Source organism: Pseudomonas sp. CF161, assembly GCF_000416215.1.
Taxonomy (GTDB): Bacteria; Pseudomonadota; Gammaproteobacteria; order Pseudomonadales; family Pseudomonadaceae; genus Aquipseudomonas.
The window spans coordinates 61,680-73,893 of record NZ_ATLP01000074.1 but is presented as its reverse complement, the minus strand read 5'-3'; the positions used below and the strand labels follow the sequence as shown (position 1 = coordinate 73,893).

Sequence of the window (12,214 nt, the reverse complement as noted above, 5' to 3'; positions counted from 1 at the left end):
TCAATGTACTCCGTAATAAGGGCCGTTCGAGGTCGCGGGGCCAGAAGCCAATTGCGCGACGTTGCTCTCCAGCAAGCGGTGGGTGCGCGGGTATTCGCCGTGCTCGCTGATGAAATTGAGCAGCTCGACATAGGTCTTGCTGCTCTGGCGCAATGCCGCCTCGCGCAAGGCCGGGGCCAGGCGAGCATCCTGCATGGTCTGCAACAGCCGCTGATGAATGGCGCACAGGTACTCCGCGCTCTCCTCCGGCTGGTTCAGGCGCAGGTGCAGATCCGCCAGGTTGTGATGGGAAATGACGCAGGCCGCCACCGCTTCGTCGGCATTCGACCAACGCTCGAACAACACCTGGGCCAGGGCCAGCGCCTGCAGGTAATACTCGCGAGCGTCCACCAGATCGCCTTGGGTGAAGAAGCGATTGGCCCTTTCGATCGTGCGTTTCCAGTGCTCCATGGTGAGCCTCCAAAGCAGTGACGGGGGGAGTTAAACGCCGCCCGCGGTGAGCTTTTCCGGATCCAGCAGAACTTCCAGTTGGCTGCGCGACAGGTCGGTGTGTTCAAGCGCCACGTCGATGACCGGGCGCCCTTGCTTGTAAGCGGTCTTGGCGATCTCGGCGGCCTTCTGGTAACCGATGATCGGGTTCAGCGCAGTGACCAGGATCGGGTTGCGCGCCAACGCCTCTTTGATTTTGGCCTCGTTGACCTTGAAGCTGGCGATGGCCTTGTCCGCCAGCAAGCGGCTGGCATTGGCCATCAACTCGATGCTGCTCAGCAGGTTTTGCGCAATGATCGGCAGCATCACGTTCAACTCGAAGTTGCCCGACTGGCCGGCGACGGTAATCACCGAGTCGTTGCCGATTACTTGCGCCGCCACCATGGCCGTGGCTTCAGGAATCACCGGATTGACCTTGCCCGGCATGATCGAACTGCCCGGCTGCAAGGCTTCCAGCTCGATCTCACCGAGGCCGGCCAGGGGGCCCGAGTTCATCCAACGCAGGTCGTTGGCAATTTTCATCAGGGACACGGCAACCGCCTTGAGCTGACCGGAAACCGCAACGGCGGTGTCCTGGGAGCCGATCAGGGCGAACAGGTTCTTACCCGGAGTGAATTGCACCTGGGTCAGCTTGCTCAGTTGCTGGCTGAAGCGCGCGGCAAATTGCGGATGGGCGTTGATCCCGGTGCCGACGGCAGTGCCGCCCTGGGCCAGGGCTTGCAGGCTTGGCAGCAAGTCCTGCAGGTGGCCGATATTGGCCTTGAGTTGCTGCGCCCACCCTTCCAGGACCTGGCTCATGCGCACCGGCATGGCGTCCATCAGGTGGGTGCGGCCAGTCTTGATGAACGGGTGCACCTCCACGGCCTTACGCTCGATGACCTGCACCAGGTGCAGCAGCGCCGGCAGCAGTTGCTCATGCAGGGTCAGTGCCGCGCTGACATGGATGGTGGTGGGGATGATGTCGTTGCTGCTCTGCCCGCAGTTCACGTGGTCATTGGGGTTGACCGGCTCACCCAGCAGGCGGCTGGCCAGCGTCGCGATCACTTCGTTGGCGTTCATGTTGGAACTGGTGCCGGAGCCGGTCTGGAAGATATCCACCGGGAAATGCTGCATGTAATCGCCTTCCAGCAAGCCTTGGGCGGCGTCGACGATGGCCTTGCCCTGGGCTGGGCTGATTTGCTCGAGCTCGACGTTGGCCTGGGCCGCTGCGGCCTTGGCCAGGATCAGGGCGCGAATGAACTGCGCCGGCATGCGTTGGTGGCTGATCGGAAAGTTATCCACCGCGCGCTGGGTCTGGGCGCCATACAGCGCCTGCTCCGGGACCTGCAACTCGCCCATGCTGTCGCGTTCGATACGGGTATTACTCATCGGGAAATCCTTGCACCAGTTCATTCAGAGGGATGGAAGGCTGCAGCGAGCAGGTCGCCAACTGCCAGGCATAGCTTTGCCAGCGCTTGAGCCGGCATTTGCACAGGGACAGGCGCTCCAGGTCGCGCAACGGCCGCCAGGCCTGGTCCATACACTGGCTGCGCCAGTGCCAGGGCAAGGCCGTATCGGCGGCGGTGTCGAGCAGGAGCCGCAAAGAAGTTTCGGCCACGGTCCAGGGCGAGGTAGCCGTGCAACAGGCCAGATAGCGCCCTTCGGCCAGGTAATGCTCGATCAGACGCGGCTCGTCCGGATCGAGGGCGCAACGGATCTGGCGGCTCATCCAGCGCCAGCTTTCGAGGTAAGGCTGCTCATGCAAGGCAGAACTCATGACCTGGGCTCATTCAGAAATGAGATTTATTATTAAATGATATTGAGAATCAAAACAAGCGCGGTCGCTTCGGCCATTGCAGAATCCGCCGCGATGGGTGGCAGCCACATGCCGCAATTCACAGCGCAGGTCACCGGCAAATCCCGAGCAAAAAAAACGCGCCATCCCGTAAAGGAAGGCGCGTTTCGGTTACAGCAGGAGCGTTTAGCTGCCGGCGACGGTCATGCGTTCGATCAATACCGAGCCGGTGCGGATGTTGCTGCGCAGCTCCAGATCGTTACCTACGGCGACGATCTGCTTGAACATGTCACGCATGTTGCCGGCAATGGTCACTTCCTGGACCGCGAACTGGATCTCGCCGTTCTCGACCCAGAACCCGGCCGCGCCACGGGAGTAGTCGCCGGTGACCATGTTCAGGCCGTGCCCCATCAGTTCGGTCACCAACAACCCACGCCCCATGCGCCGCAGCAGCGCCGCCTGGTCTTCATCGCCATGGGTGATGAAGAGGTTGTGCACGCCGCCGGCGTTGGCGGTGCTGGGCAGGCCGAGCTTGCGACCGGAATAGGTGCCGAGGATGTAGGACACCAGTTCGCCGTCCTGAACGAACGGCTTGGCATAGGTGGCCAGGCCATCGCCGTCGAACGCCGAGCTGCCCATGGCGCGCATCAGGTGCGGCCGCTCATCGATGGTCAGCCACTGCGGGAACAGCTGCTGGCCCAGGGCACCTTCGAGGAACGACGACTTGCGGTACAGATTGCCCCCGGAAATCGCCCCCAGGAAACTGCCGAACAGGCCGCCGGCCAGCTCCGCGGAGAACAGCACCGGCACTTCACAGGTCGGGACCGGGCGCGCACCCAGGCGGCTCGCGGCCCGTTGCGCTGCGCGCTGGCCGATGCTGACTGGGTCAGCCAGCAATTCGCCCTGGCGGCTCACGTCGTACCAGTAGTCGCGCTGCATCTGGCCATCGGCTTCAGCGATCATCACGCAGCTCAAGCTGTGACGGGTCGAGGCGTAACCGCCGACAAACCCATGGCTGTTGCCATACACGCGGCAGCCTTGATGGGTACTCAAGGTGGTGCCATCGGCATTCTTGATCCGGCTGTCGGCAGCAAAGGCCGCCGCTTCACAGGCCAGGGCCTGTTCAATGGCTTGTTCGGGCGTGATGTCCCAGGCGTGGAACAGGTCGAAATCCTGCAAGTTGGTGGCCATCAAGGACGCATCGGCCAGGCCTGAGGCCTCGTCTTCCGAGGTGTGCTTGGCGATGGCCAGCGCGGCGGCAACGGTCTCGCGGATCGCATCCGGGCCACTGGCCGAGGTGCTGGCCGAGCCCTTTCGCTGCCCCACGTAGAGGGTGATGCCAAAACCCTGGTCGCGGTTGAACTCCACGGTCTCCACTTCGCGCTGGCGCACCGAGGTCGACAGGCCCTGCTCCAGGGACACCGCCACTTCACAGGCACTGGCGCCCTGGCGCTTGGCCTCGGCAATGATCTGCTCGACTTGTTCCTGCAGTGCCGGCAAAGCTTGTGGGCCGACGCTTTCTGCTGCACTCATGGTGTTCTCCACTCAAATTCTGCTTTCGGTTAAGGCCTTCGAGCGACCGGGCCGGACAAGCGGCCCCCGACTGGTTATCATGGCGGCGTTTCTTTGCGGACTGCCACCATGGTTGATTCTTACGACGACTCCCTCGATGGGGAGAAAAGCAAATCCCAGGTCAAACGCGAGCTGCATGCTCTGGTTGACCTCGGCGAGCGCCTTACAACACTCAAGCCTGACTTGCTGGCAAAACTGCCTTTGACCGACGCCATGCGCCGGGCCTTGGCCGATGCGCCCAAGCACACCGCGAATATCGCGCGTAAACGGCACCTCATGTTCATCGGCAAGCTGATGCGCGATCAGGACACTGCCGCCATTCTGGTCTTGCTCGATCAACTCGATGCCTCCACCCGGCAGTACAACGAACGCTTCCATGGCCTGGAACGCTGGCGCGATCGCTTGATCGCAGGCGATGACGGCGTGCTGGAAAAGTTTGTCATCGACTACCCCGAGGCTGATCGCCAGCAATTGCGCTCCCTGATCCGTCAGGCCCAGCACGAACTGGCGCATAACAAGCCACCGGCGTCGAGCCGTAAAATCTTCAAGTACATCCGCGAGCTGGACGAGACTCAACGCGGTCTGCGCTGAAGCCTTGGCCAGGTGGGTTGCCTTGCAGCCCACCCGCAGCTCGCAGGTTTTCAAGCGTCGCGATCAGGACCCCGTGCCACCCACGGTGATTGCGTCGATTTTCAAGGTGGGCTGGCCGACACCTACCGGTACCGACTGCCCATCCTTGCCACAGGTCCCTACCCCGCTGTCCAGTGACAGGTCATTACCGACCATCGACACCTTGCTCATGGCTTCCGGGCCATTGCCGATCAGGGTCGCGCCTTTGACCGGTGCGGTGATCTTGCCGTCTTCGATCAGGTACGCCTCGCTGGTGGAGAACACAAACTTGCCGCTGGTGATATCCACCTGGCCGCCGCCCAAGTTGGCGCAGTAGATACCGCGCTTGACCGAGGCGATGATTTCCTCGGGGTCGCTTTCGCCCGCCAGCATGTAGGTGTTGGTCATGCGTGGCATCGGCAGGTGCGCGTAAGACTCGCGGCGACCGTTGCCGGTGCGGGCCACACCCATCAACCGGGCATTGAGTTTGTCTTGCATGTAGCCCTTGAGGACGCCGTTTTCGATCAGGGTCGTGCACTCGGTCGGCGTGCCTTCGTCATCCACGGTCAGCGAACCGCGACGCCCGGCCAGGGTGCCGTCGTCGACGATGGTGCAAAGCTTGGAAGCAACCATTTCGCCCATGCGCCCGCTGTAGGCCGAACTGCCCTTGCGGTTGAAGTCGCCTTCCAGGCCATGGCCGACCGCTTCGTGCAGCAGCACGCCCGACCAGCCTGAACCCAGGACCACCGGCAAGGTGCCGGCCGGAGCCGGGATGGCTTCCAGGTTGACCAGGGCCTGGCGCAGTGCTTCACGGGCGTAGCCCATGGCACGGTCTTCGGCGAGGAAATAACGGTAGTCGGTACGCCCGCCACCGCCGTGGCCACCGCGCTCGCGACGGCCGTTCTGTTCGACGATCACGCTGACGTTGAAGCGCACCAGCGGGCGCACATCCGCCGCCAGGCTGCCGTCGGTGGACGCAACAAGAATGCGTTCCCAGACCCCGGCCATGCTCACGCTGACCTGCTGGATCCGTGGGTCCAGGGCCCGGGTCGCCACATCGATGCGCTTGAGCAGCTCGACCTTCTCGGCGCGGCTGATGACTTCCAGGGGGTTATCCGGCGCGTACAACTGGGCCACGTCCTGGGTGCTGAACGCCTGCACGCTGCCGTTTTGTCCGGCACGGGAAATCGAACGCGCGGCGCGGGCGGCCAGGCCCAGGGCTTCCAGGGTGATGGCATTGCTGTAGGCAAAGCCGGTTTTTTCACCGGACTGGGCCCGCACACCAACGCCCTGATCGAGATTGAAACTGCCTTCCTTGACGATGCCGTCTTCCAGGGACCAGGACTCGGAGATCTGACCCTGGAAATACAGGTCTGCCGCATCGATGCCCGGGCCGGCCAGATCGCCAAGCACGCCTTGCAGGCTTTCGATGGTCACGCCGCCGGGGGCTAAAAGGTGTTCACTGACTGAGGACAACAACCCGCTCATATGCTTTGGCCTTAAATTCGTCGTTCTTATGCAAGTCGCTGCGCGCCTTGCGAGAAAAAGCGCCGGTGACTGGCCACCGGCATCCGCGCCCGTATGGACGCCTGTTCGCTGCTATCGCGTTCGGCCAGCAGCACGGCCTCGCCTTGATCCTGCTGTGCCAGCACTCGTCCCCAAGGGTCGACAATGGCGGCATGACCATGGGTCTCCCGAGGCCCAGGATGAGTACCACCCTGGGCGGCCGCCAGCAGGTAGCACTGGGTTTCAATGGCCCGGGCCCGTATCAGCACCTCCCAATGCGCGGCCCCGGTGACCGCGGTAAAGGCCGACGGCGCGGTAATCAGCTCGGCCCCGGCCGCACGCAGTTCGCTGTACAGCTCGGGGAAACGCAGGTCGTAACACACCGACAGGCCTACACGACCGACCGGGGTATCGGCCACCACCACTCGCTCTCCATGAGCATAGTCATCCGATTCTCGGTAACGCCCACGATTGTCGGCCACGTCGACATCGAACAGGTGCAGCTTGTCGTAGCGCGCCACCGTCTCACCGTGCTCATCCACCAGCAGCGAGCAGGCATTGGCCTTGCCCAGCGGCTGATCCACCGGCGGCAGGGGCAAGGTGCCGGCGACTATCCATAACTTGAGGTCGCAAGCGGTCTGTTTCAACCAGGGCAGGATCGGGCCTTCGCCCAAGGCTTCGGCGCGCCCGATGGCCGCGGCGTCGCGGCGGCCCATGGCGGCGAAGTTTTCCGGCAGCACTGCCAGCTTTGCGCCACCGGCGGCGGCTTGTTCGAGCAGGCGGCGAGCCGTCTGCAGATTGGCCAGCACATCGCTCTGGCTGACCATTTGAATCACCGCAAGAGACATGGCGCACTCCGAATGGGGGATGCGGCCATGCTACTCCATGGGCCTGGGCCGTGGTTTCTCAAAAGGGCTTGTCGAAGGTGATTTTCGGCTCTTTCCATGGCCCCTTGACGTTGTATTTGACGCTGGCGAAGCGCGCCACACGGTCACCGATCAGCTTGTCGATCAGAAACAGCGCACCACCGATCGCCGGCGCGCCGACGATCAGCGCCGCAATCGGCAGGTTGTTGGTCACCGGCAAGGTCACCAGCAGCTTGGCATCCACCTGGTCAGCCACCATGTCCAGGGTGCCATTGAGCTCCAGGTTGCTCGAAGGCCCGGCCAGGGTGATGGGTTCGCGGGTCACATAGACACCATTGCTCGCCACCAGCAGCCCCTTCACCCGGTCGTAGCTCAAGCCCTTGCCGAACAGGTCGGAGAAGTCCAGGCGCAAGCGCCGGCCGATGGAGTTGAAGTTGAGCAGGCCAAATACCCGCAGCGCCTGCGCGCCCCCTTCGACTTCCACGAACTGGCCCTTGCGCAAGGTCGCGTCGAGGGTGCCGGAGAAGCGCTTGAGGCCGACCCAGGCCGGCGAACCCGGCCAGCGACCGTCGACATCCAGATGGAAATCCTCACTGGTCACCGTCGGTGCAAAGCCCCAGCCCTTGAGCACGTCCGCCAGGTTCTTGCCCCCCAGGCGCCCTTTGATCCAGCTGTTGCTGGCGCCGGCCTGGCCTTCCCAGCCGCCGTCGCCCTGCAACACCATGCCCTTGAGGCCCAGGTCCAGGCTGTTGAAGGCCATGCCCTTGGGCGTTGGCCGCACCTTAAGCGCCCAGGCGCCGATCAGGTCGGGGCCCTGGAACAGCTGAGCGATGGCAATATCCAGCGCCGGGACTTGCTTGGGATCGACCGAGGCCAGCGGGTCCGGGGCGTTTTCGTCGGCCTGCGCCGTCGGGTCCGCCGCCGGCAGCCGCACATACTGCATGTTGATCGCCATCGGCGCGGACTTGGCATCGGGAATCCCGACATTGCCCTTGGCCTGCTGGCTGTCGATCTGCAAGGCCCAGGCCGCCGGCTTGCGCTGCAACTGCAGGCTGACCTGATCCAGGGTGGTACCGAAAGCGCTAAGTTTGCCGACCTTGAACTCGGCTCCGCTCAGCAGCTGCTTGGCGCTGCCGCCGGGGTCCTGTCCGGCGTAACGATCGACCAGGGCCTTCCACGGTTCCACGTCCAGCTCGGACAACACCCCGCGAATCCGCAGACCTTTGGCGACCGGCAGGATCGCCTCGCCACTGCCCAGGAACAGCTCGCCACGACCGGCGGCGAAATTGCTGCCAGGCGCGGCAAAGGTAAAGTCGGCCAGCTCGCCGTATTTGAACCAGTAACGCCGTTCAGCCCCCTGCAAGGTCATGCGGAACACACTGTCGCGGCCCATGCTGGCAGGCATGCCGAAGGGTGCCGGCAGATCCACCGCCAGCCCTTTGAGACTGGAACTGACCATCATCTGGCTGTCGGCGCCATCCAGGGTCAATTGCAGTTGATAGGGCACGTCACCGGACACCGGCAGCGGCTGGCCGACCTTCAGCCAGTCAGTGAGTTTTTTGACCGCGACCTGGCCTTTGGCGACCACCCGTGTACTGAGTTTGCCGCCCTTGCCGTCCGCGAAAATCTGCGCCGTCACCGGGCGCTCGAACGCCTGGGCACTGATGTCCTGGCCGCTCAGGCCCTTGCTGCTATCAAAGCGAAAATCGCCCTTGAGCTGGGTCAGTTCCAGCTCCGGCTCACTGAGTTTCAAGCGGGATTTATCGGTCTTGAAGTCCACCAGGATCTTCGGCTCGTCACCCTTGGCCAGGGGAATATCCAGCTTCAGCTTGCCCTTGAGCTCGCCCTCGCCTTGCCAGCCGGCAAAGGTCGAGCCGGTGCCGATCGGTGCGTCCTGGAGAATTTTCAGGCCGTCGCCCAGCCCACCGGCAAACTCGCCATCGAGGTACATATGGCTGATCTGGCCGCTGGGCACGTGGGGGATGTTGACGTAGACATCACGCACCTGGGTGTCGAGCAACTGCCCCTTGCTGGCCAGGATCCGCACACCGCTGTCTTCGATAAACACATCGCCACTGACTTTGCCGACATGGGGCCAGCCCGGCTGGAACGCCAGTTCGGCGTCATGCACCTTGAAGAACAGGCTGATGCTGCGGGCGGTATCCAGGGCGCCGTGATTCAGCGAGCCCTGGTACTGGAAGAAGCCTTCGTCGACCGCGCCCTTGAGGATCGCGGTGCGCAACCACTCGTCCAGCGCCGGGCTCAACACCTGCGGCAGGTACTTGGCGGTGTAGCGCCCATCACCCTCCAGCAGGCCGACCCGCAGGTCCATGTAGTCTTCCTGGGTGTGGTCGAAATGCAGGCGGATCAGGAAGTCGCCAGCGATCTTGCCCTCCTCGCCCAGCACCTTGAGGTACGGCGCAACCAGGGTGAAACCTTGTTTGTCGAGTTTCCAGGTCAGCCGGGCATTGGCCTGAATGTACTGCCAGGGCTTGGCGAAGATGGGATAGAGGTGCAGGGAAAAATCCTTGCTGTCCATGCGCAGCTCACCCTGGCCCAGGTCGCCGCTGATGCTGCCGCTGACGTTACGCGCTGCCGGTGCACCGTAGTAGGCATCGAACCCCACCCGCTCCAGGTTGGCGGCAAAGCTCAGGCGCTGATCGCCGGTTTCTTGCGGACGGTAGTCGAGCAGCACATTGCGCATCACACCCGTGACCTTCAGCGCATCGACCGCCTTGGCCACCCCTTCCGGCAATGGCGCCAGGGCATCGATGAGCGGGGTCAGCGGGGTCAGGTCCAGGCGATCGGCCTGCAGGTGCCAAAGCTCCTGCACCTGCTCCGCCGCATGGCTCTGTTGCAACTGGATACGCGACTGCCAGCGCGTCTCGCCCAGGTTCAGGGCCAGGGAATCGAGCACTACGCTGAAACCTTTATCACTGCGCTGGAAGTAGGCATTGAGCGCCAGGTTTTTCAGGGTGACCGGCTTGCGCTCGGCGTAGGCGCCGCTGACCTGAGGAGCATTGAGGCGCACCACCGCACTTTGCACGGTGCCCTCGCCCCAGCTCAGCCAGAACTCGCCGCCAGCCTTGAGCTCGGACAGCTTCCACTGTTGCGCCAAGCGGGCCGGCAACCAGCGCGCCCAGTCACTTTGCGGCAGGCTCAAGTAGGCATCGGCCTGCCCTTCGCGCCACTGGCTGGCCTTGATCCGGGTTTGCAGGTTGAGCGCCACCGGCTGGCCGTCAGGCAGGGTCAGGCGCGCCTCCAGGCGTTGACGGCTGGCGCCGGTCTTCAGCTCAAGGCCGACATAGGTCAGGCTGATCGGCCCATGATCGAGCGGCTGCAGGGTCACCTGGCTGTCGAGCACCGACAGCCGGGCGACCATTTGCATACGATTGAGCAACTGTTCGGGGTCCAGCGGCTGGTCCTGCTGCGTTGGCAAGCCTTCCAGCTGCCAATGGCCGTCGGGGTTTTCCTTGAGGCTCAGGTTCAGACCGTTGAGCTCGAGGCGGCCAATGCGCACCTCCCACGCCAGCAGGCTGGCCAGCACGTCCGGCGCGACCCGCACCTGGTCCAGGCGCAAGGCATTGGCACTTTCGCCAACCATCACGTCACGGGCCACCAGCACCGGTGACAAACCGTTCCAGCTGCCTTCCAGGGCACCGATGTGCACGGGCAGGCCCAGCGCCTGCTGCGCCTTGTCCTCGACTTCGGCACGGTATTCGGCGACCAGCGGGGTCAGCTCGCGGCCGAGACTGACGTACAGCGCAGTCAGCACCAGCAGCACCGCGCAAAGCCCAAGCCCCCAGCGAATCAGTGCGGTGAACAGGCGGATCAACCGCTCCATGTCAGTGGGCTCCCAAGGCAATAGTCATGCAAAAAGCTGAAGCCAGCCGTTGCCAATAAGTTGAAACACGCGGACTCAGAGCAGCACCACGTCGTATTGTTCCTGGGAATACATGGTTTCGACCTGAAAACGAATGGTCCGACCGATAAACCCCTCGAGCTCGGCCACGTTGCCCGACTCCTCGTCGAGCAAGCGATCCACCACTTTCTGGTTGGCCAGTACTCGATAACCTTCAGCCTGATAGGCCCGCGCTTCACGCAGGATCTCGCGGAAAATCTCGTAACAGACGGTTTCCGGAGTCTTCAACTTGCCCCGGCCCTGGCAACTGCTGCAGGGCTCGCACAGGACCTGCTCCAGGCTTTCACGGGTGCGCTTGCGCGTCATCTGCACCAGGCCCAGCTCGGTGATGCCGATGATGTTGGTCTTGGCGTGGTCGCGCTCCAGCTGTTTCTCCAGGGTCCGCAATACCTGGCGCTGGTGTTCTTCATCTTCCATGTCGATGAAGTCGATGATGATGATCCCGCCCAGGTTGCGCAGGCGCAGTTGACGCGCAATGGCGGTCGCGGCTTCAAGGTTAGTCTTGAAGATGGTTTCTTCAAGGTTGCGATGGCCGACGAAGGCCCCGGTGTTGACGTCGATGGTGGTCATCGCCTCGGCCGGATCGACCACCAGGTAGCCGCCGGACTTGAGCGGCACCTTGCGCTCCAGGGCTTTCTGGATCTCGTCTTCGACCCCGTACAGATCGAAAATCGGCCGTTCCCCCGGGTAGTGCTCCAGGCGGTCGGCGATTTCCGGCATCAGTTCGGCCACGAACTGCGTGGTCTTCTGGAAGGTTTCCCGGGAGTCGATGCGGATCTTCTCGATCTTCGGGCTGACCAGGTCGCGCAAGGTACGCAACGCCAGGCCCAGGTCTTCATAGATCACGCTCGGCGCGCCGATGGTCTTGATCTGGGTTGCGATCTGATCCCACAACCGGCGCAGGTAGCGGATGTCCATCATGATTTCGTCGGCACCCGCGCCTTCGGCAGCGGTGCGCAGGATAAACCCGCCGGCTTCCTTGATGCCTTCCTGGGCCACACAGTCGCTGACCACCTTTTTCAGGCGCTCGCGCTCGGCTTCGTCTTCGATCTTCAGGGAAATACCGACATGGGCCGTGCGCGGCATGTACACCAGGTAGCGCGACGGGATCGACAGCTGGGTGGTCAGGCGTGCGCCCTTGGAACCGATGGGGTCCTTGGTGACTTGCACCACCAGGCTCTGCCCTTCATGCACCAGGGCGCTGATGCTTTCGACCGTCGAGCCTTCGCGCAGGGAGATTTCCGAGGCGTGGATAAACGCCGCGCGGTCCAGGCCGATGTCGACAAAGGCGGCCTGCATGCCCGGCAATACCCGGACCACCTTGCCTTTATAGATGTTGCCGACGATGCCGCGGCGCTGGGTGCGCTCGACATGCACTTCTTGCAGAACACCGTTTTCGACCACCGCCACGCGCGACTCCATCGGCGTGATGTTGATCAGAATCTCTTCGCTCATGGCAGGGTCTCGTTCAGGCAT

Annotated in this window: 9 protein-coding genes; 1 reads left to right on the top strand and 8 read right to left on the bottom strand. The window is 63.2% G+C overall.

Going from position 1 to position 12,214, the window contains the following annotated elements; all coding sequences use genetic code 11:
• The 4 genes from CF161_RS13455 to pmbA form a co-directional block, all read right to left on the bottom strand.
• Positions 1-450: a hypothetical protein gene (locus CF161_RS13455; protein ID WP_020297135.1), complete on the bottom strand. Its 450-nt coding sequence runs from the start codon at positions 448-450 to the stop codon at positions 1-3.
• A gap of 30 nt (positions 451-480) precedes the next feature.
• Complete coding sequence (locus CF161_RS13450; protein WP_020297134.1) at positions 481-1,857, bottom strand: aspartate ammonia-lyase; 1,377 nt, start codon at positions 1,855-1,857, stop codon at positions 481-483.
• Positions 1,850-2,245, bottom strand: a complete 396-nt coding sequence (locus CF161_RS13445) for a hypothetical protein (protein WP_020297133.1) — start codon at positions 2,243-2,245, stop codon at positions 1,850-1,852. Before CF161_RS13445 ends, CF161_RS13450 begins: the two co-directional genes overlap by 8 nt.
• Positions 2,246-2,449: 204 nt before the next feature.
• Complete coding sequence (gene pmbA / locus CF161_RS13440) at positions 2,450-3,796, bottom strand: metalloprotease PmbA (protein WP_020297132.1); 1,347 nt, start codon at positions 3,794-3,796, stop codon at positions 2,450-2,452.
• Positions 3,797-3,904: 108 nt separating this feature from the next.
• On the opposite strand from pmbA, the gene yjgA reads away from it, so the two are divergent.
• The gene (gene yjgA / locus CF161_RS13435) at positions 3,905-4,426 is read left to right on the top strand and encodes a ribosome biogenesis factor YjgA (protein ID WP_020297131.1); all 522 of its coding nucleotides are present in this window, start codon (positions 3,905-3,907) and stop codon (positions 4,424-4,426) included.
• A 63-nt stretch (positions 4,427-4,489) separates the two neighbouring features.
• Here yjgA and tldD read toward each other — a convergent pair whose 3' ends face one another.
• From tldD to rng, 4 genes are all read right to left on the bottom strand, one after another.
• Positions 4,490-5,932: a metalloprotease TldD gene (tldD, locus tag CF161_RS13430; RefSeq protein ID WP_020297130.1), complete on the bottom strand. Its 1,443-nt coding sequence runs from the start codon at positions 5,930-5,932 to the stop codon at positions 4,490-4,492.
• Between the two features lie 26 nt (positions 5,933-5,958).
• Positions 5,959-6,798, bottom strand: a complete 840-nt coding sequence (locus tag CF161_RS13425; RefSeq protein ID WP_020297129.1) for a carbon-nitrogen hydrolase family protein — start codon at positions 6,796-6,798, stop codon at positions 5,959-5,961.
• Between the two features lie 58 nt (positions 6,799-6,856).
• Positions 6,857-10,660, bottom strand: a complete 3,804-nt coding sequence (locus CF161_RS13420; protein WP_020297128.1) for a YhdP family protein — start codon at positions 10,658-10,660, stop codon at positions 6,857-6,859.
• A gap of 75 nt (positions 10,661-10,735) precedes the next feature.
• Complete coding sequence (rng, locus tag CF161_RS13415) at positions 10,736-12,193, bottom strand: ribonuclease G (RefSeq protein WP_020297127.1); 1,458 nt, start codon at positions 12,191-12,193, stop codon at positions 10,736-10,738.
• Positions 12,194-12,214 lie beyond the last annotated feature (21 nt).

Bases quoted from the DNA above. Each gene is read 5' to 3' on its own strand.
- CF161_RS13455 (WP_020297135.1), bottom strand. From the start codon at position 450: ATGGAGCACTGGAAACGCACGATCGAAAGGGCCAATCGCTTCTTCACC.
- CF161_RS13450 (WP_020297134.1), bottom strand. From the start codon at position 1,857: ATGAGTAATACCCGTATCGAACGCGACAGCATGGGCGAGTTGCAGGTC.
- CF161_RS13445 (WP_020297133.1), bottom strand. From the start codon at position 2,245: ATGAGTTCTGCCTTGCATGAGCAGCCTTACCTCGAAAGCTGGCGCTGG.
- pmbA (WP_020297132.1), bottom strand. From the start codon at position 3,796: ATGAGTGCAGCAGAAAGCGTCGGCCCACAAGCTTTGCCGGCACTGCAG.
- yjgA (WP_020297131.1), top strand. From the start codon at position 3,905: ATGGTTGATTCTTACGACGACTCCCTCGATGGGGAGAAAAGCAAATCC.
- tldD (WP_020297130.1), bottom strand. From the start codon at position 5,932: ATGAGCGGGTTGTTGTCCTCAGTCAGTGAACACCTTTTAGCCCCCGGC.
- CF161_RS13425 (WP_020297129.1), bottom strand. From the start codon at position 6,798: ATGTCTCTTGCGGTGATTCAAATGGTCAGCCAGAGCGATGTGCTGGCC.
- CF161_RS13420 (WP_020297128.1), bottom strand. From the start codon at position 10,660: ATGGAGCGGTTGATCCGCCTGTTCACCGCACTGATTCGCTGGGGGCTT.
- rng (WP_020297127.1), bottom strand. From the start codon at position 12,193: ATGAGCGAAGAGATTCTGATCAACATCACGCCGATGGAGTCGCGCGTG.